The 17,846-nt window shown below is 58.1% G+C and carries 19 protein-coding genes and 1 pseudogene; 13 read left to right on the plus strand and 7 right to left on the minus strand.

Features of this window, described 5'->3' with window-relative positions:
* Positions 1 to 224: 224 nt before the first annotated feature.
* Positions 225 to 1,406: a Fic family protein gene (locus tag BUA65_RS09985; protein ID WP_072869368.1), complete on the minus strand. Its 1,182-nt coding sequence runs from the start codon at positions 1,404 to 1,406 to the stop codon at positions 225 to 227.
* A 207-nt stretch (positions 1,407 to 1,613) separates the two neighbouring features.
* On the opposite strand from BUA65_RS09985, the gene BUA65_RS09990 reads away from it, so the two are divergent.
* Entirely contained in the window at positions 1,614 to 2,858 is a 1,245-nt protein-coding gene (locus tag BUA65_RS09990) for a radical SAM family protein (RefSeq protein ID WP_072869370.1), read from the plus strand.
* On the opposite strand, the gene BUA65_RS09995 is transcribed toward BUA65_RS09990, so the two are convergent.
* Positions 2,842 to 4,158, minus strand: a complete 1,317-nt coding sequence (locus tag BUA65_RS09995; RefSeq protein WP_165613233.1) for a diguanylate cyclase — start codon at positions 4,156 to 4,158, stop codon at positions 2,842 to 2,844. The genes BUA65_RS09990 and BUA65_RS09995 overlap by 17 nt on opposite strands.
* A gap of 327 nt (positions 4,159 to 4,485) precedes the next feature.
* On the opposite strand from BUA65_RS09995, the gene rpmE reads away from it, so the two are divergent.
* From rpmE to prmC, 4 genes are all read left to right on the plus strand, one after another.
* A complete protein-coding gene (gene rpmE / locus BUA65_RS10000) occupies positions 4,486 to 4,686 on the plus strand; it encodes a 50S ribosomal protein L31 (RefSeq protein WP_072869371.1) in 201 nt (66 codons plus the stop codon).
* A gap of 132 nt (positions 4,687 to 4,818) precedes the next feature.
* Entirely contained in the window at positions 4,819 to 5,724 is a 906-nt protein-coding gene (locus BUA65_RS10005; RefSeq protein WP_072869373.1) for a DUF1385 domain-containing protein, read from the plus strand.
* The gene (prfA, locus tag BUA65_RS10010; RefSeq protein WP_114281487.1) at positions 5,687 to 6,760 is read left to right on the plus strand and encodes a peptide chain release factor 1; all 1,074 of its coding nucleotides are present in this window, start codon (positions 5,687 to 5,689) and stop codon (positions 6,758 to 6,760) included. The genes BUA65_RS10005 and prfA overlap by 38 nt, the downstream gene beginning before the upstream one ends.
* Positions 6,761 to 6,778: 18 nt before the next feature.
* Positions 6,779 to 7,675, plus strand: coding sequence for a peptide chain release factor N(5)-glutamine methyltransferase (gene prmC / locus BUA65_RS10015; RefSeq protein WP_072869377.1), 897 nt, complete (start codon positions 6,779 to 6,781; stop codon positions 7,673 to 7,675).
* Between the two features lie 4 nt (positions 7,676 to 7,679).
* Here the strand turns inward: prmC and BUA65_RS10020 are convergent, their stop codons facing one another.
* Positions 7,680 to 8,360, minus strand: a complete 681-nt coding sequence (locus BUA65_RS10020) for a nickel/cobalt transporter (protein ID WP_084062273.1) — start codon at positions 8,358 to 8,360, stop codon at positions 7,680 to 7,682.
* Between the two features lie 171 nt (positions 8,361 to 8,531).
* Here BUA65_RS10020 and BUA65_RS10025 point away from each other — a divergent pair, with 171 nt between their 5' ends.
* The 4 genes from BUA65_RS10025 to BUA65_RS10040 all read left to right on the plus strand — a co-directional run bounded on the left by BUA65_RS10025 (position 8,532) and on the right by BUA65_RS10040 (position 11,812).
* Positions 8,532 to 8,957, plus strand: coding sequence for a Fur family transcriptional regulator (locus BUA65_RS10025; RefSeq protein WP_084062275.1), 426 nt, complete (start codon positions 8,532 to 8,534; stop codon positions 8,955 to 8,957).
* Positions 8,958 to 9,139: 182 nt separating this feature from the next.
* Complete coding sequence (locus tag BUA65_RS10030; RefSeq protein ID WP_072869381.1) at positions 9,140 to 10,096, plus strand: metal ABC transporter substrate-binding protein; 957 nt, start codon at positions 9,140 to 9,142, stop codon at positions 10,094 to 10,096.
* Positions 10,093 to 10,839 carry a metal ABC transporter ATP-binding protein gene (locus BUA65_RS10035; protein ID WP_072869383.1) on the plus strand — a complete coding sequence of 249 codons (747 nt, stop codon included), beginning with the start codon at positions 10,093 to 10,095 and terminating at the stop codon, positions 10,837 to 10,839. The genes BUA65_RS10030 and BUA65_RS10035 overlap by 4 nt, the downstream gene beginning before the upstream one ends.
* 88 nt (positions 10,840 to 10,927) lie before the next feature.
* Complete coding sequence (locus BUA65_RS10040; RefSeq protein ID WP_072869385.1) at positions 10,928 to 11,812, plus strand: metal ABC transporter permease; 885 nt, start codon at positions 10,928 to 10,930, stop codon at positions 11,810 to 11,812.
* A gap of 85 nt (positions 11,813 to 11,897) precedes the next feature.
* Here the strand turns inward: BUA65_RS10040 and BUA65_RS10045 are convergent, their stop codons facing one another.
* The 4 genes from BUA65_RS10045 to BUA65_RS10060 all read right to left on the minus strand — a co-directional run bounded on the left by BUA65_RS10045 (position 11,898) and on the right by BUA65_RS10060 (position 14,663).
* Positions 11,898 to 12,308, minus strand: a complete 411-nt coding sequence (locus BUA65_RS10045) for a HEPN domain-containing protein (protein ID WP_072869387.1) — start codon at positions 12,306 to 12,308, stop codon at positions 11,898 to 11,900.
* Complete coding sequence (locus BUA65_RS10050; RefSeq protein WP_072869389.1) at positions 12,305 to 12,826, minus strand: nucleotidyltransferase domain-containing protein; 522 nt, start codon at positions 12,824 to 12,826, stop codon at positions 12,305 to 12,307. Before BUA65_RS10050 ends, BUA65_RS10045 begins: the two co-directional genes overlap by 4 nt.
* 104 nt (positions 12,827 to 12,930) lie before the next feature.
* Positions 12,931 to 13,701 (minus strand): ABC transporter permease, encoded by a 771-nt coding sequence (locus BUA65_RS10055; protein WP_072869391.1) that lies wholly within the window; start codon positions 13,699 to 13,701, stop codon positions 12,931 to 12,933.
* On the minus strand, positions 13,698 to 14,663 hold the full coding sequence (locus BUA65_RS10060) for an ABC transporter ATP-binding protein (protein ID WP_072869393.1): 966 nt from the start codon (positions 14,661 to 14,663) through the stop codon (positions 13,698 to 13,700). Before BUA65_RS10060 ends, BUA65_RS10055 begins: the two co-directional genes overlap by 4 nt.
* Positions 14,664 to 14,831: 168 nt before the next feature.
* Between BUA65_RS10060 and BUA65_RS10065 the strand changes: the two genes are divergently transcribed.
* The 4 genes and pseudogenes from BUA65_RS10065 to rpiB all read left to right on the plus strand — a co-directional run.
* A complete protein-coding gene (locus tag BUA65_RS10065) occupies positions 14,832 to 15,890 on the plus strand; it encodes an L-threonylcarbamoyladenylate synthase (RefSeq protein ID WP_072869454.1) in 1,059 nt (352 codons plus the stop codon).
* Between the two features lie 89 nt (positions 15,891 to 15,979).
* The gene (locus BUA65_RS10070; RefSeq protein WP_072869394.1) at positions 15,980 to 16,513 is read left to right on the plus strand and encodes a manganese efflux pump MntP; all 534 of its coding nucleotides are present in this window, start codon (positions 15,980 to 15,982) and stop codon (positions 16,511 to 16,513) included.
* 26 nt (positions 16,514 to 16,539) lie between these two features.
* On the plus strand, positions 16,540 to 17,112 hold the full coding sequence (locus BUA65_RS10075) for a low molecular weight protein arginine phosphatase (protein WP_072869396.1): 573 nt from the start codon (positions 16,540 to 16,542) through the stop codon (positions 17,110 to 17,112).
* Between the two features lie 104 nt (positions 17,113 to 17,216).
* Positions 17,217 to 17,660 (plus strand): annotated as a pseudogene (gene rpiB, locus BUA65_RS10080) (ribose 5-phosphate isomerase B); the annotation flags it as partial.
* Positions 17,661 to 17,846 lie beyond the last annotated feature (186 nt).

The following is a 17,846-nucleotide window of genomic DNA, read 5'->3' on the forward strand; positions in this document are numbered from 1 at the left end:
GATGAGCTTAACCGAACGCTATCAAAGTCTTCGTCAAGCTTGGTGAACCGCCGGATGCGGACCCGCATGTCCGGTGGTGTGAGAGGACGGGGGCTAGCCGCCCCCTCCTACTCGATGCTAAAATGGGTAGGGGCCGGGGCTTTATCATTGACCTGCCCCGCCCCCGTTGCTTATAATGGGGGGGTAAAATTGTTGGAACATGCCCGAGTGGTGTTCAGATGGTTTTACCCGGTGGACGCCAAAGAAGGGGGGTTCTCAAGAATCGCCATTATTTCCCTGGCCATGTAGAGGCGGTTCCTGTTCCGGCCTGTAATTTCGTATAGAACTCCATCCTTAACCAGGATTTCCATGTACCTTTTAGCCATGGAGTAGGTAACATTGAGTTTTTGGGCAACCTGGGGTATGCTTACGACAGGGAAAGAAAACAGAAGGTCACATAAACCTAGTAAGCCGCCAGAAATCCTTGATCGTTGAAAACGCTCCCTGTATGCCGCCTGGAGTTCCTGAAGTTTAGTCGCTCGAGTTAAGGCATCCCTGGCCTGGTAGCGTATCCCCCGCAAGAAGAAAGAGAACCAACTTTCCCATGCACTATTTGTGTTGACTGCTTGCAGTAAGTCGTAATAAGACCCGCGCTGGGATTCAAAGTACGGACTTAAGTATAGCAAGGGTTGCGGGAGGATATCCCAGGCGCATAGGAGCAATACGATAAGCATGCGGCCAAGACGTCCGTTACCATCTAAAAAAGGGTGGATAGCTTCAAACTGGTAGTGAATCATCGCCAGCTTTAAAAGCGGCGGTAGCTGTATATCTTCGTGGAGAAACTTTTCAAAGGAATCCAGTAAAGCCGGCAACTCAGAAACCGGAGGGGGTACGAAAACAGCGTTTGCTAGAGTGCTCCCCGGCGGCCCTATCCAGTTCTGGACCTTTCGAAATTCTCCAGGCGAGCGACCGGCGCCCCGGACCTCTTCAAGCAAAAGGGCGTGTAGTTCCCTTAGCAATCGAAGGCTTACTGGTAGCTCTTTGAGTCTTTGTAAACCGTATTCCAGAGCACGAACATAATTGAACACTTCAGGAACATCTTTCCTGACGAAATCCCCGTTCCACAACCGGAGCTGGCCCGACGCTTCGTAAACGTAAAGATCAGAAAGGGATGCTTGTGTTCCTTCTATGCGTGAAGAGAGCACGGCTTCATGCCGGAGAAACGGCCTGATCAATAGGTGAGGATTTGGAATCATCTTACCCAAGCCGGAAAGTTCTCCTATGGCACGGTCAGCGGCGGAAAGTTCAGCAATAAGCTGAGGAGTCCAGTTAATATCGGGTGGGAGCGGGTCCGGTATAAATGCCCACCCTCCTTCCTGAATACGAATTATTCGGCCGTTGGGGCGAGGGAAATCTTCCGGTTTCAACGAATCACCGCCTTAGTCTTATTGTACTAAAGTATAATTTCCTTTACTGTTATTATACTTTATGACCTGAAAATATAATAACCATATTCTGGTTAAAGGTCAACGTGCAAAATTTTGGTCCGGTACATGAATATCGTGTTTGGGTACCTATATCCACGAGCTTATGAACAGTGGTTTGGGGAACGTATATCACGGGGGTTTTTAAGCGTGTATCGTTTGGTTTACGCCGATGCCGGGGGGCGTTTTTACGATCATCCTGAAATGGCCGCCGTTGGACGGACCGGGGACCGCTTTGTGGAGATAACCCCTTCCGAGATGATGCCCCTGCCCCGGGGTGCTTCCCTGGTGCTCATACCGGCCGGCAGTCCGGTGGGGCTGGGCCGGCGGGGTAATTTTGTTCTGGTGGAAAGGGTGCGGGGGGCCCCCGTTTTTGCCGTGGCCGCCCTTTTACCCCAGGGTTACACCCGCACCCTCCTGCCGGCCTACCGCCGGCCGGCGGGGGAAAAGCCCCTGCCCCTTTTCGGTTATGCAGCGGTGGCCTGGCATAAGGGTGGTTTGTGGGTGGCCGCCCGGCAAACGGACAACCCCTACCGCTGGGATCCCGGGCATTACAATACCCCGGAGCTGGAGCGTTTGATTTCCGGGCGCCTGGGCCGCCATCCCGTGAATCCCATCCTGGTCCAGCTGGCCCGTTGCGCCCGGGAGTACTCCTGCTTTACCGCCCAGAACATTTTTTACCGCCGCTGGGAGGGGGGAGTGCCCGTTTCCCCCCGTTGCAATGCCCGCTGCCTGGGGTGTATCTCCAGTCAGCCGGCCGAATGCTGCCCCTCCCCGCAGGAGCGGATTTCATCCGCTCCCCCGGTGGAAGCGGTGGTGGAAGTAATGGAGGAGCACTTGAGACACGCCCCCGGGGCCATCATCAGTTTCGGCCAGGGATGCGAGGGTGAGCCGCTCCTGGCCGCCGGTACCATTGCTGCGGCCATTTCCCGGGTGCGGCGGCTGGTATCCCGGGGGACGATCAATATAAACACCAATGCCGGCCATACTGCCGGCATGGAAAAAATCATCTCCAGTGGGGTTGACTCCATACGGGTAAGTTTAATCAGCGCCAGACCCGGTATTTATCGTGCCTACCACCGGCCCCATTATTACGATCTCCACGACGTGCGCCGTTCCATCGTGCTGGCCCGGCAGGCAGGGGTGTTTGTTTCCCTGAACCTCCTGGTTCTGCCCGGCCTGACCGACCGCGAGGAAGAGATAAAAAGCCTCCTGGCCTTTATCCAGGAGACCGGGGTCCAGATGGTACAGTTGCGCAATTTGAACATAGACCCGGATTACCTCTTCGGCCGCCTGCCCCCGGCCCGGGGGGAGCTGGCCGGTATAGGAAAGCTCATCAGCCGGTTAAAAAAAGTGCCGGGTCTTCTGGTGGGAAATTTCAGCCGGGAGGTGTAGCCGTAGCGTACCGGTTTCTACCTTCTTTTTTGGCCCGGTACAGGGCCCGGTCGGCGGCCAGGATCAAACCTTCGGCGTCCCGGGCGTGATCCGGGTAAACCGCCACCCCCAGGCTAATGGTCAGACGCCCCCCCGGCTGCTTTTCGCCGTGGGGGAAGGAGTGTTTTTCCACCTTCCGGCGCAGTTTTTCCGCCACGGTAACCGCCCCGGCCGGCTCCGTTTGGGGCAGCAGGATGATAAATTCCTCCCCGCCATAGCGGTACACGGTATCCGCGTCCCGGGTGTTGGAAACCAACAAGGCGGCCAGCTGCCGCAGGACTTCGTCCCCGGCCAGGTGCCCGTTGGTATCGTTGTAATTTTTAAAGAAATCCACGTCGGCCATAATTAAGGCCAGGGAGATGGAGTAGCGCCTGGCCCGGGAAAGCTCCCGCTGCAGGTCGAGCGCCAGCTGGCGCCTGTTGTAAAGGCCGGTCAGGGGGTCCCGGCTGGCCTGGTGTACCAGGGTGTCCATCAACTGCTTGCGCCGGAGCAGGGAACGGGTGCGAATCAACAGCTCCCTTTTATCCACCGGCTTGAATAGAAAATCGTCCGCCCCGCATTCCAGGCCGCGAATTTTATCCTCCCGTCCCTGGCGGGAAGTGATGAATACCACCGGGGTATCCTTCAAGCCGGGGTTCTCCTTCAGGTGCCGGCAAACTTCAAAGCCGTCCATACCGGGCAGGACGACGTCCAGGAGGATCATGTCGGGTCTTTGTTGTTCGGCTATACGCAACGCTTCCGCGCCGTCGGCGGCAGTAATTACTTCGATGCCTTCCCCGGCCAGATATCCGGCCAGGATCTTGCGCTGCAGGGGGCTGTCTTCCACCAGGAGCACCCGGGTTGCTCTGCTGGGTGCCAGGGGCTGGTCGGCAAGTTGCTTTTCCAGCTGGCGCAGGGTAACCACCGATTTTAATCGCGCGGACAATTCCAGCCTGTTGATGGGCTTGTGCAACACTTCGTATACCCGTAACCACGGGCATTCGGGGAAGCTGTTCTGGGAACTGGTGATGAGAATCACCGGCAGGGCTTCCCCCTGCTCCTGTAAAAAAGTGGAGAGACAACCGGAATGTTGCTGCGGGTATGGAGGCTCAAAGACGAGAACATCGGACCAGCCCCGGCGAATGGCCTCAACGGCCTCCTCCTCCCGGGTGGTGATGAGCAAATTAAACAGCTCGTAATCCAGCTGTGAAGCCACGGTGGTGATGGTTTCGCGGCTGCTGGACAGCAGCAATACGAGAGGGTGAAAAACAGGGCCCGGCAAAGCAAAAACCTCCATTGATGCTGAAAGCATTATTACAGCGATATTAACAGGTATTACTGTCGCGTGTGGTAAGACGCTGCTATAAAAAGCAAAAGAACCTGGGCAGTTTGCTCGCTGCGATGTTAGTCATTGTAAAAACAAAGAATTGCTTCAAAGGGCTGTTTATTGATTGACTTGATAATGAATGCTCCTGGCTCTACATCATTACCTTATCATGAAATTTCTCTCAATTCAAGACTGACAAGTCTTGCCCCCCCTTCCCTCCTGTGTTATAATTAGTAAGTATGCAATTGAGATACAAGAGGTTTTTAGTGAGGTGATTTTCCAGTGAAGGAAGGCATCCACCCCAAATACGGGCCGGCAAGGGTAATTTGTGTCTGTGGCAACACCTTTGAAACCGGTTCGACCAAAAAGGAGCTCAAGGTAGAAATTTGTTCCAAATGCCACCCCTTCTTTACCGGTTCCCAGCGGACTGTTGAGACCAGGGGAAGGGCGGACCGGTTCCGCAAAAAATACGGCTTAAAGTAGGGTAGCAGAGCGGTGGCTCTGCTATTTGCTTGGAGATGCCGCCGCCCGTAAAAACAAAGATCGTTTGGCTTTTTTTGCGGCGGGTAAGCGCCGCCCGGGCGGTTTCGCCTCCAGTGAGCGTAAGGGGAGAGTATGATGGGCGATTTCCAATACGGCGGGCAGGCCGTCATTGAGGGGGTTATGATGCGGGGACCGGCATTAAGGGCCGTGGCGGTGCGGCGGCCCGATGCCACCGTGGTTCTGGATACCAGGCCCGTGGGTTCCCTGGCTGCCCGTTTCCCCGTGCTGAAATGGCCCTTCGTCAGGGGAGTGGTGGTACTAATTGAATCCCTGGTCATGGGCCTGGAGGCCCTCTCCTTTTCGGCCAACCAGGCCGTGGGGGAGGAGGAGGAACTGAGCACCCGGGACATTGTATTAACCCTGGCCGTGGCCTTGGCCCTGGGGATATTTTTGTTCGTGATCCTGCCCGCCGGTCTCGCTCATTTCCTGGCCGGCTTTATGCGGGGGGCTCTGGTCCAGAATTTTGTCGAAGGAGTCATTCGTTTGGGCGTCTTTCTCCTTTATGTGGCCTCCATTGGGATGCTGCCCGATATCCGGCGGGTCTTTCAGTATCATGGGGCGGAACACAAGGTGATCAATGCCTACGAGGCCGGCGAGGAGCTTACCGTGCCCAATGTACAGCGCCACTCCACCTTTCACCCCCGTTGCGGCACCAGTTTTATCCTCATTGTGCTGGTGGTAAGCATTTTTCTTTTCTCCCTGCTGGGTAAGCAGGTGCTCTGGTGGCGGATTACCTCCCGCATTTTATTGCTGCCCGTGCTGGCGGGAGTTTCCTACGAACTGTTAAAACTTTCGGCCAGGTACCCCGGCTTCTTCCTGTGCCGGCTTTTCATCGTCCCCGGCCGGTGGTTGCAGGGTCTGACCACCCGTGAGCCCGATAACGACCAGGTGGAAGTGGCCATCTCAGCCCTGAGAGCGGTGCTAGGAGGTGATGCAAGGCGTGCTCGACAAACTGGACAGCCTGGAGCAGCGCTATGAGGAATTAAGCAACCTTATTGCCGACCCGGAAGTAATTAACGACCGGTCGCGCTGGCAGCAATATGTCAAGGCCCACGCGGAACTGGAAGAGATCGTCGGCGTGTACCGGGAGTATAAAAAGGTGTGCCGGGAAATCCGGGAGGCAAAGGAACTCTTGCGGGAAAAGCTGGAGCCGGATTTCCGGGAACTGGTGGAGACGGAGCTTGAGGCGCAGGAGGAGAAGAAAGGGGAACTGGAGCACAAATTAAAAGTGCTTTTGCTGCCCAGGGACCCCAATGACGAGAAGAACGTCATTATGGAAATACGCGCCGGTACCGGGGGGGAGGAGGCGGCCCTTTTTGCCGCCGACCTGTTTCGGATGTACACCCGGTATGCCGAGCGCCAGGGCTGGAAAATTGATTTGATGAATACCAGCTACACTGACCTGGGCGGGATCAAGGAAGTTATTTTTCTCATCGAGGGCAGGGGGGCATACAGCAAGTTGAAGTTTGAAAGCGGCGTGCACCGGGTGCAGCGGGTGCCCACCACCGAGTCGGGGGGCCGCATCCATACTTCTGCCGCGACGGTGGCCGTGCTGCCGGAAGCCGAGGAAGTGGATGTGGAGATCAACCCCAACGACCTGCGCATAGATGTCTTTTGCTCCACCGGGCCGGGGGGGCAGTCGGTGAACACCACCCAGTCCGCGGTGCGCGTTACCCACCTGCCCACGGGGATTGTGGTCTCCTGCCAGGATGAGAAAAGCCAGCACAAAAACAAGGAAAAGGCCATGCGGGTCCTGCGGGCCCGTTTGCTGGACCGATTGCAGGAGGAGCAACAGCAAAAAATTGCCTCCGCCCGCCGCTCCATGGTCGGTACCGGGGACCGCAGCGAGCGGATCCGCACTTATAACTTTCCGCAAAACCGCGTCACCGACCATCGCATCGGTTTAACCATCCACCGCCTTGAGGAAGTGCTCATGGGCGAGCTGGATGAAATTATCGACGCTCTGGTCACCACGGATCAGGCCCGGCGCCTGCAACAGGTGGATAACGCATAAATCGAGGAGAGTTTTTATATGAATATCGCCGCCGCCCTGGCCAGAGCCAGGGCTTTCCTGCGCCAGAAGGGTATTGACGCCGCCCCCCTGGAGGCGGAGGTGCTCCTGGCTCATGTTACCGGCATGGACCGGGTGGGTTTATACCGGGAGGCCGGCCGCCTCCTCACCCGGGAGGAGGAAGAAAAATTCCAGGAACTTTTGCAGCGGCGCGCTGCCGGGGAACCGGTGGCCTACCTGACGGGTTGCCGGGAGTTTATGGGGCTTTCCTTCCGGGTCACCCGGGATGTACTCATTCCCCGCCCGGAAACGGAGCTTTTGGTGGAGACGGCCCTGGAGCTTCTAGGCCGCGGGGACGGCGCACGGGAGCTTTTGCTTGCCGACGTGGGCACGGGCAGCGGGGCCATTGCCGTGAGCCTGGCCCACTACCTGGGCAAGGGCACCATCTATGCCACCGACATTTCTCCGGCGGCCCTGGCGGTGGCCACCGAAAATGCCCGGCGGCACCGGGTAGCCGGCCACATTATTTTTTTAGCCGGGGACTTGCTGTCCCCGCTGCAAAAAGTCCTTCCACCCGGCAGCCTGTCCCTGGTGGCCGCCAACTTGCCCTATATACCCTCGGCTGCCGTTGGCCGGCTAATGCCGGATGTGGCCCGCTATGAGCCGCACCTGGCTTTGGACGGCGGTTGTGACGGCCTGGAGCTCTACCGGCGCCTGGTTCCCCAGGCCCGGGAGTTGCTGGCGCCGGGTGGATACCTGCTCATGGAGATCGACCCCTCCCAGGCCCCTCTCATGGCCCGGTTGCTTCCGGAAGGCACCTGGTGCTACCAGGTGCGGCGGGACCTGGCCAGCCGGGAGCGGTTGGTGGTAGCACAGCGTATGGCTTCTTCTCCCCCCGGGAGAACCCTTCCGGGGTAATGTACTAAAAAGCCGTCCACGCGGTGAGTACACCGGTGAAAAAAATTAAGAGGCCGCTGGTCACCGTGAGCCAGCGCCAGCTGCGCTGACCCAGCATGTTCTGGGCCAGGTGGGAAAGCTTCACGAACAAAAGCCCTACCCCCACCAGGGCCAGCGCCCCTCCCAGGCCAAAGGCTACCACCAGGCTCAGGCCCACCAGGGGTGTGCCGCTGCCGATGGAGAGCAGCATTACCGTTAAAGCCCCCGGACAGGGGACCAGACCGTTTGTGACTCCCACCAGTAACAGCCCCCAGCGGTCCCGGCGCACCCCGGTTCCCACGGGCAGGTGTCCCGGCCGGCCGCAGTGGGGGCAGCAGCCACCCCGCGTAAAAAGCAGCCGCAGGCCGATAAAAGCAATGAGGACGCCCGAGATCAGCTGCAACCACACTTCCAGTTCCTGCCTGGGTACTCCCGCCGCCGCTACGGTGAGCCAGGTGACCCAGCGGGTGCCCATGGCCAGGACCAGCACCACCAGGGTATGGGTGGCCGCCGTGATCAGCCCTAAAAGCAGCGCGTCTACAGCCCGTCCCCGGGAAAGGACCAGGTAGGCCCCCATGATGCCCTTGCCGTGTCCTGGTTCCAGGGCGTGCAAAACCCCCAGGCTGAAGGCCGATAAATAGGTAATGCCGAAACTCAAACCCCTCACCCCGACCGCAAAAATTCCCCCGTTTATGCTGCCAGTATGACTGAAGAGGACACTACAGCATATTACCCCGGTGCCATTTTTTAGAACGGCGGTTCTTGACAAAAGATGGGTTATTTGATTAAATAATAAATGTTAGCACATTGGAATGATTCTGATCTAGGAGGCATAACTATGAAACTGGAGGAGGCGCTGCACAAGCTAAAAGCGCAGGGTGTGCGCCTGACGCCGCAGCGTCAGGAAGTGCTACGCATTTTGATCGAGGAGACGGATGGGGAGGAGCACCTCAGCGCCGAGGAAATCTGGCGCCTGGTCCAGAAACGTTACGCCAGCGTCAGTTTTGATACCATTTACCGCACTTTAAACCTGTTGATCCGTTGCGGTCTGGCCAGCGAACTGGATTTCTCCGACGGCTGCCGGCGTTTCGAGTTTGCCGGTAACGGGCACCACCACCACCTGGTTTGCCTGAAGTGCGGCCGGGCCGAGGAACTCGCCTTTTGCCCCGAAGACTGCCTGGCCCGGGTGCAGGTCGAAAGGCCGGGGTTCAAAATTACCGGCCACGCGTTTAAAATCTACGGATATTGCCAAAGATGTCAGTAAGTACAGATAGAACATTCAAGAGGCCGCTCTAGCTAATTCTGCTTTAAAAACAAGCGGCAAGATACAAATTATGGTGCCTGCTGTTTTCCTTTCCGGTTTTCGTGGTTTCAATCGTTTCTCCGGGACGACATCCGCCCTTGCCTGTTTTGGTTCTGGCATAATACGTGTGGGGGTGTAAGAACTTGAAAAAAAGGGTGCTTTTTTTGCTTGTTGTAGCCCTGCTGTTGTTCAATATACCCGGATGCGGCACCACTACTGCATCCGGCCCGCCGGCGGATGGGAAAATAGCGGTGGTGGCCACAATCTATCCCCTTTACGATTTTGCCCGCCAGGTGGGGGGGGACAGGGTGGAGGTGACCAGGCTCCTGCCTGCCGGCGCGGAGCCCCACACCTGGGAACCGACGCCCAGAGATATGGCTGCTCTTACCCGGGCAAAGGTCTTCATCTATAACGGCGCCGGTATGGAACCCTGGGTCCAGCGGCAGTTGGGCATGCTTGAAGAAAAGGGGGTAAAAGTGGTCGAGGCCAGCCGGGGTGTGGATCTTATTACCGGTAGCCCGGAGCACCGCCATGAACACAACGAGGGAAAGGCAAGGGAAGAAATCGCAGGTGTGGACCCTCATGTCTGGCTGGACCCGGTACTGGCGCAGGAAATGGTAAAGAATATACGGGATGCCTTTATGGCCGTGGACCCGGACCACGCATCCTACTACAAATCCCGGGCCGAAGAGTACATAGCCGAACTCCGGGACCTTGACCGGGAGTACCGGCAAGCCGCGCAAAGCTTCAAGAGGCAGGAGATCGTTACCTCCCACGCGGCCTTTGGATACCTGGCCCGGCGTTACGGGCTGCGCCAGGTGCCGGTAATGGGTCTTTCTCCCGAGAGCGAACCCGATCCGGCCCATATGCGCGAGATTGTGGCCTTTTGCCGGAAACACAACGTCAAGTATATTTTCTTTGAAACCCTGGTTAGCCCCAAAATATCCCAGGCCCTGGCCCGGGAAGTGGGGGCCCAAACACTGGTGCTCAACCCCGGGGGGAACATAACCCCGGAGGAGGAAAGCCGGGGGGAAAATTACCTTTCCATCATGAGGCAAAACCTGGTCAACTTGAAGATTGCCCTGGGGGAGAAATCATGAATCCGGTAGTGGAAGTACGGGATTTATTCTTTAGCTACGGTGAGGAAATGGCCCTGGAGCGGATTAACCTAACCGTGGCCAGGGGGGATTTTTTCGCTCTGATGGGCCCCAACGGTTCGGGTAAGACTACCCTGGTAAAGTTGATCCTGGGTCTTTTGAAACCCCTTTCCGGAGAGGTAAGGTTGTTTGGCGTCCCGGTACAGCGTTTTCACCGGTGGCACCGGGTTGGCTATGTGCCCCAGAAGGCCACCAGTTTTGATGTCCGGTTTCCGGCCACGGTGGAGGAGGTGGTCCTGTCCGGCCGTTTCGGCCTCCTGGGTCCGGGGCGCCGGCCGGGGAGGGAAGACCGCCGGGCAGTGGAGGAAGCCCTGGAACTGGTAGGAATGGGCGACGCAGGCCACCGAATAATAGGCCGCCTTTCCGGCGGACAGCAGCAGCGGGTGTTCATTGCCCGGGCGCTGGTGGGCAAGCCCGAACTGCTGGTGCTGGACGAGCCGGTGGTGGGTTTGGACAGCCGGGCGCTTGACTCCTTTTATTCCTTGCTCGAGCACCTGAACAGGGATATGGGCATTACTCTGATCACCGTAACCCATGACACCGGCGCCGTGGCCCGGCGGGTGGGCAAGGTGGCCTGCATCAACAAGCGTTTAATTTGCCACGGCACCCCGTCCCAGGTGTTGACAACCGCCAACCTGGCCCGCCTCTACGGGGCGCCGGTCCGGCGGGTGGTACACAGCCACTAGACAGAAGCAGAGCCGTGTTTTGGTGAGTGCTAGGCGGCACCAAAGCGGGTTCACTGAACATTTACCAGTTAAAGAAGGGGACTCATGTATGGGGGAAATTTTCGCGTATGATTTTATGGTCCGGGCGCTGCTGGCCGGGCTGGTGGTGGGCGTCCTCTGCCCGGCGGTGGGCGTGTTTCTGGTTATGCGCCGTTATGCCTTCATGGCCGACACCCTGGCCCACGTCTCTCTGGCCGGGGTGGCCCTGGGCATGATCCTGGGTGTTTTCCCATCCCTGACCACCCTGGGGGTGACCCTGGCGGCGGCGGTTGGCGTCGAGCGCCTGCGGGCCACCGGGCGGCTGCACGGGGAGGCTGTCCTGGCCCTGATGATGAGCAGCGGGCTGGCCCTGGCCGTGGTCCTGATCAGCCTGGCCCGGGGTTTTAACGTGGACATTATGGGCTACCTGTTCGGCAGTATTCTCACCGTCGGCTCTGGGGACTTGCTTCTGATCCTGGCGGTGGGAGCTGTAGTCCTGGTGATGCTGTCCTTTTTTTACAAAGAGTTGTTTTTTATCTCCTTCGATGAGGAATGCGCCCGGGTGGCCGGTTTGCCGGTGGACCGCCTGAATGTGCTCTTCATCCTGCTGGTGGCCCTGACTGTAACTGTAGCCACCAGAGTGGTAGGGATTTTGCTGGTCAGCGCCCTGATGGTCATCCCGGTGCTTACCGCCCAGTTGTTCTCCGGCAGCTTCCGGCGCCTCTTCTGGCTTTCCCAGGTCCTGGGTATAACGGTTTGCTTCTGGGGTCTGATCCTCTCCTACCATTTGGGCACGGCTCCCGGCGGCTCCATCGTCCTGCTGGCGGCGGCGGTTTTCGCGCTGGTCCAGCTCGGTACGGCTGCCCGGCGTGCCTGGCAGCGCCGCCACCTGGCCAATGGCGCGGAAGAAAAACTCCCCCTGGTGAAACTGGGGGAGCGGGTGTCCGGATCGTAGTACGGAGCGACGGGGAGCGACCGGCGCCAGGTGGTTAGATGAGAGTTCCTAAAAAATATGCAGGCCTTATCTCTTTCAGGAATGATTACTGTTCGAAAGCTTCTTCCACAGCTTTTAAAACAAATTCCGCGTCCCTGATGGCCATATCGGCGTCTTCCAGGCCATATTCCTCGGTAGGGATGAAATCCTCGGCGCCGTAAAAGCTTAATTCCCTTTCCTTGCGCAGGCGCTTGGAAATTTTTTTGACCTCATCCAGGCGTTCGTTCAGGGCTGGAGGAAGTAAATGGCGGTGTTTTTCCAGCGTGCGCCCCACATCGTGTATTTTGGGGACTTCCACGCCAATTGCCCTTAACACGGCTTTTAGCAACAGTTCCACTAATTCCTGGGCCTCTCGCACCACATCGGAGTAGGCCTCATTTTCTTTGTAAAAATTGAGTGCTTTAAAACGCACCCGGGCCTTCTTCAGGTATGCTGCGGAAAGTTCATCTGTTTTCAAAGGTCTATCCCTCCCGGGAAACCTAAATTTTCCGCCTGCCATTCCCATGTGTTACTGCGCCGCACTTTACGTGCACCTGATTGCGCCAGTATGTTTGCCGTAGCACTGATAATGCGGGCAATTAAACCGGCGGGGTCATAAATAATTAAATGATGCCCAACCAGATCGTAATATATCGGGTGTAACTTTAACGCTTCCTCCCTGGTCAGGATGTAAGGAGAAAGTTCGCAAAGGATGTCTTCCTGTTCATATAACTCCTGGGCCAGGGATTCGTGTTTCATTTCTATATTTTCCACGAATTCCTTCAACCGCCGGCTGAAACCGGGGGCTTTTTTCAAAATAATCAGCACATCAAGATCGGAATTTTTACGGTTGTCTCCCCGGGCGTAAGAACCAAAAATGGCGCATCCCAGCAGGCAATCGCCATAGTAATCAAGGATCTCCTTTAGCACGGCGATAATATACTGCCGGTGGTGGGCCGAAAAAGTCTTCAGTTGGGAAACGGGGCTTTCCAGCATCTGGGACGACCCCTCCTTTAAGATTGCCTGTTATCAAGCGCAGTTGATTTGTCGGTGGAGCGGATCACCGGCCAGATTCTACCACAGAAAGGAAGAACAGGCAACTATTTAATCACCAGCCGGCGCATCAGATAGAGGGGCAGGGGAAACAACACGGCGGTTAATGTCACCAGCCACATAAAATCCCAGATCAACGCGGCATGCACCCGGCCCAGCACCAGGCCGCGTACCAGGTTGACCACGTGACAAAGGGGGCTGGCCCAGGCCAGCGTTTGTATTATCCGGGGCAGGCCGCTCAAGGGGAAAAAGACGCCGGAAAAGAGAAAAAGGGGCGTCATGATCAGGGAGAAGAAATAATTGAAATTTTCTATGTTGGGCACGAGCCCCGTCCAGATCATGGAAAGAACGGCAAACAAGAACCCCCCCACGGCCAGCACCGGGGGCACCAGCAACGCCCAGGGCGAGGCCACCAGGCCCAGGGCCAGGATGACCACCAGGATCACCGAGCCGTAGAGGACACTTTTAAAGGTGCCGTACAGTATTTCGGCCACAATTACATCGTCTATGCTCACCGGGGTGGCCACCATGGCGTAGAAGGTTTTCTGGTACTCCATGCGCACGAAAGTCCCGTAGGTGCATTCGTAACTGGTGGCGAACATGGCCGAAGAGGCCACCAGCCCGGGAGCCAGGTAGTTCAGGTAGGGCAATCCTTCCATGGGTTGCACGTAAGCGCCCAGGCCCAGTCCCAGCGCTGCAATGTACAGGAGGGGTTCAAAAAAGTTAAAGGAAAGGTTGGTTTTCCAGTTACGGCTGAAGACAATCAGATGGCGGCGCAGAACCTGCCATACCAGCGGGGAAACGTCCAGGGATTTCATGCCCGCAACCCCCTTCCGGTGAGCTTTAAAAACACGTCTTCCAGAGTGGCGGGGCGCAGCAACAGGTGGGAGAAACGCACGGGCATGCCCTGCAGGGCCTGGAGGACGGTCTGACCGTTATCCCGGGGGAAAAGGAAGAGGCTGTCCCCTACCGCCAGGTGTCCTCGGAGCAGGTGATTTGTTCGCCCCACAATCATTGCCGTTGTATCACCGCAGTCCGCGGCCGGCTGGAACTGCCCGGTGCACTCCACCCGGCCCAGGCCCACCTCCACCACTTCCCGGCCGATGTGTTTGGCCACCAGTCCCTGGGGATCGCCTTCCTCCAGAATTTCGCCCCGGTCCATGATCACCAGCCGGTCGCAAAGCTGGCTGGCCTCTTCCAGGTAGTGGGTGGTCAGCAGCAGGGTCACCCCCCGTTCTTTCAGGCGGCGCAGGCGCTGCCAAACCAGGTGGCGGGCCTGGGGGTCGAGCCCCGTGGTTGGTTCGTCAAGGATCACCAGGTCGGGGTTGTTGATCAGTGCCCGGGCAATGGTCAGGCGGCGTTTCATGCCCCCGGAGAGGCGGTCCACCCTGTCGTCGGCCCGGTCGGCCAGGTCGAAGAATTCCAGCAGTTCCATGGCCCTGGTACGGGCGGTGGCGGTCGGGATGCGGAAATAATTAGCGTAAACCAGCAGGTTTTGCAGTACCTTTAAATCCGGGTCCAGATTGTTTTCCTGGGGCACCACCCCCAGGCGGCTTTTTATTTCCCGGGGCTTTTTTTGTACTTCCATGCCCAGGACGGTGAGCCTCCCGGAAGTAACGGGGGACAAACAGTAGATCATATTCACGGTGGTGGTTTTTCCCGCCCCGTTGGGGCCGAGAAAGCCGAAGCACTCCCGGTGGCGCACGCGAAAGTCGATGCCGCGTACCGCCACTTTACCGTTGTATTCCTTGGTTAGCTTTTCCGCAACTATGACATCCATCCTCGTCTCTCCGGTGAATGTTGTCGCCCGCTTCAAACTTTATTCTATAACAAAAAAGGCTTCCCTACCATGGGGCAATTCCCCGTGGTTGTATCTTTTTGGCGCCATTTTGTGGTATACTTTTTGTGGTATACTAACAGGCAAAGTTTACAAGTCGAAGGTGTTACCATGGAGCAGCGGACAGCGTACTGGCGGGTGGATCCTACCAGACCCGATCCCGGGATCATGGCCCGGGCCGGGTTAATTTTGCGTCGGGGAGGGCTCGTGGCCTTTCCCACCGAAACGGTTTACGGCCTGGGAGCCAATGCCCTGGATGGCCTCGCCGTAGCCCGCATCTTTGAAGTCAAAGGACGTCCCCAGGACAATCCCCTGATTGTCCACGTGGCCGACCGGGAAACGGCGTGCCGGTTGGTCCGCAGGGTGCCCGCCGGTGCGGGCAAGCTGATGGACGCCTTCTGGCCGGGGCCCCTCACCCTGGTGCTGCCCGCGGCACCTGTTGTTCCCCGCCAGGTCACGGCGGGGCTGGACAGCGTGGGCATACGCATGCCCGATCATCCAGTGGCCCTGGCCCTGATTGCGGTTGCGGGCGTGCCGGTAGCGGCGCCCAGCGCCAACCTTTCCGGCCGCCCCAGCCCCACCACCGCCGGGCACGTTCTACAAGACCTGAACGGTCGCATTGAAGTCATCCTGGACGCCGGTCCAGCGGGGGTGGGTCTTGAGTCGACAGTGCTGGATCTTACCGGGGATGTACCCGTGATTCTCCGTCCGGGGGGTATAACTCGCGAGGAACTGGAAAAGGTTATTGGTGAAGTGCGGGTAGACCCGGGCGTTGATGGACGGCCCGGCGGAGAGTTCCGCCCCCGTTCGCCGGGCATGAAGTACCGGCATTACGCCCCCCGGGCTCCCCTGGTGCTGGTGGAGGGTGAGCCGGAACGGGTGGCGGCCCGCTTGAAGGAACTGGCCGGAATTTACCGGTCCCGGGGTCTGCGGGTGGGGGTCCTGGCCACCGCCGAGACGGCCGGGGAATACAACGGGAACCGGGTGGTGGTGGCCGGCCCGCGGCAGGACCCTGCCGCCATTGCTTCCCGTCTTTTTGCCGCCCTGCGGCAGCTTGATGAGCTGGGGGTGGACGTTATTCTAGCCGAGGGTATTGAGCCCCGGGGTTTAGGACTGGCCGTAATGAACCGCCTGCGGCGGGCCGCGGGCAACCGCATTGAGCGGGTGTGAGGCTCACCGGAGCGAGCGAGAGCCAAAACAGGCCAGGTTGGAAAGTGGGGATAACTCAGCATAGAAGGTGTTTTCTGGAGGCAGCAGCGGTGAGTATTCCAACCTTGCTTTTGCTGGCGGTGGCTCTGGGCACCGATGCCTTTTCCCTGTGCCTGGGCATTGGGATGACAGGGGTCAAACGCCTGCAAATATTGCTTATTACTTTGACCGTGCTTCTTTTTCATATTGCCATGCCCCTTGTGGGCTTTCAAGCAGGGGAACTGGTGGGGGGCCTCCTGGGTCGCGCGGCCACCATAGCGGGAGCAGTGCTGCTCCTTTACCTGGGGCTGCGCATGATCAGGGAAGCCTTTAGCGAGGAAGAACCGCGCGTTGTTCTTCTAAACAACTGGGGGTTGTTTCTTTTGGGGGCCAGCGTAAGCATGGATGCTTTGAGCGTAGGTTTTACCCTTGGTACCCTGCGGACGCAGCTACTTTTTACCGTAATCACCTTCGGGCTGGTAGCCGGCCTGATGACCTTTTCCGGGCTGGTGCTGGGCCGCTACCTGGGGCATGTGGTGGGGGAACGGGCGCGGCTTTTGGGCGGGCTGATCCTGGTGGGTATCGGGGTTAAGCTCTTTTTATGAGTGCGGTATACCGGGAGGCATGATTTATGGCGAAGAAAGTGCTTTTTGTGTGCACCGGCAACACCTGCAGGAGCAGTATGGCGGAGGCTCTGGCCAGGGACATGCTGGCCAGAAAGGGTTTGCAGGGGGAGATTGAAGTCGTTTCCGCGGGGATAGCCGCCCTGCCCGGTAGCGAGGCATCGCCGCAGGCTGTGGCGGTGATGGAGGAAATGGGCCTGGATTTGAAGTCCCACCGAGCCACCCTGCTTACCCGGCGGGATGTGGAAGAGGCCGACCTGGTGCTTACCATGACTCAAAGCCACAAGAAGCTGATCCAGGAACAGGTACCGGATCTGGGGGGGAAAATTTTCACCCTGGCTGAATATGCCGGCAGGGGCGGCGATGTCCCCGATCCCTTCGGTGGGCCGGTGGATGTTTACCGCCAGTGCGCTGGCGAGCTGCGTTATCTCATCTCCCTGGTGCTGGACAGGCTGGCCGCCGAAATGGCCGGACCGGCACAAGCAAGCACGGATTCCGGGGCGGCCCCGCCTTCCGGCGACCAGGGGGAAGCAGGTAGCGACCCGGGAGCGGCTCCGCCAGGCAATGGTCAAAAGGCATAACCCGGGCAGCCGGGGCCCGCATAAATTGAAGCAGGAAAATAGCGTTTTTTGTAGAAAGAAACTGGTTGTATTTCTTCTCTTGAGAAAAGGGGTGAAGTTGGTTCGTGCGGATTGCCCTGGCCGCCGACCACGGTGGCTTTCGTTTAAAAGAAGAGGTTATTTCTTTTTTGCAGGAGAACGGAATTGCCTACCATGATTTCGGCACCTATTCGGAAGAAGCAGTAGATTACCCCGATTTTGCTCTCCCGGTTGCCGAGGCCGTGCGCAGCGGGGAATACCAGCTGGGCATCCTTTGCTGCGGTACGGGCATCGGGGTGGCCATTGCGGCCAACAAGGTGCCGGGTATCCGGGCCGCTCTTTGTCACGATACTTTTTCCGCCCGGGCCTCCCGGGAGCACAACGATGCCAACATCCTGACCATGGGCCAGCGGGTAATCGGCCCCGGGCTGGCCCGGGAGATTGTGCGGGTGTGGCTGGCTTCTCAATTTGCCGGCGGGCGTCACGCCCGGCGGGTGGCCAAGATCGCCGAAATTGAAAAGAAATACGGCAAAAGAGAAACGAAAAGCGACATCATGCGCAGAATGTTCGATCAAGGAATGACCGTTGCTCAGATAGCAAAGGAGCTGAACGCAAACTACGCGTTCGTCTACGGTGTGATTAAACGGTACAAAGAGGAGCTTGAAGCTCAGAAATAGGTGGTGGCAACGGCCGTTAGCCGCAAAAGCACGTCGTGG

The sequence above is a fragment of the Desulfofundulus thermosubterraneus DSM 16057 genome, from assembly GCF_900142025.1.
GTDB lineage: Bacteria > Bacillota > Desulfotomaculia > Desulfotomaculales > Desulfovirgulaceae > Desulfofundulus > Desulfofundulus thermosubterraneus.

Excerpts from the sequence above, each read along its gene's own strand:
- BUA65_RS10075 (WP_072869396.1), top strand. The coding sequence starts at position 16,540 with ATGGCGAAGAAAGTGCTTTTTGTGTGCACCGGCAACACCTGCAGGAGC.
- BUA65_RS10035 (WP_072869383.1), top strand. The coding sequence starts at position 10,093 with ATGAATCCGGTAGTGGAAGTACGGGATTTATTCTTTAGCTACGGTGAG.
- BUA65_RS10060 (WP_072869393.1), bottom strand. The coding sequence starts at position 14,663 with ATGGATGTCATAGTTGCGGAAAAGCTAACCAAGGAATACAACGGTAAA.
- BUA65_RS10050 (WP_072869389.1), bottom strand. The coding sequence starts at position 12,826 with ATGCTGGAAAGCCCCGTTTCCCAACTGAAGACTTTTTCGGCCCACCAC.
- BUA65_RS10025 (WP_084062275.1), top strand. The coding sequence starts at position 8,532 with ATGAAACTGGAGGAGGCGCTGCACAAGCTAAAAGCGCAGGGTGTGCGC.
- BUA65_RS10055 (WP_072869391.1), bottom strand. The coding sequence starts at position 13,701 with ATGAAATCCCTGGACGTTTCCCCGCTGGTATGGCAGGTTCTGCGCCGC.
- BUA65_RS10065 (WP_072869454.1), top strand. The coding sequence starts at position 14,832 with ATGGAGCAGCGGACAGCGTACTGGCGGGTGGATCCTACCAGACCCGAT.
- BUA65_RS10040 (WP_072869385.1), top strand. The coding sequence starts at position 10,928 with ATGGGGGAAATTTTCGCGTATGATTTTATGGTCCGGGCGCTGCTGGCC.
- prmC (WP_072869377.1), top strand. The coding sequence starts at position 6,779 with ATGAATATCGCCGCCGCCCTGGCCAGAGCCAGGGCTTTCCTGCGCCAG.
- BUA65_RS10005 (WP_072869373.1), top strand. The coding sequence starts at position 4,819 with ATGATGGGCGATTTCCAATACGGCGGGCAGGCCGTCATTGAGGGGGTT.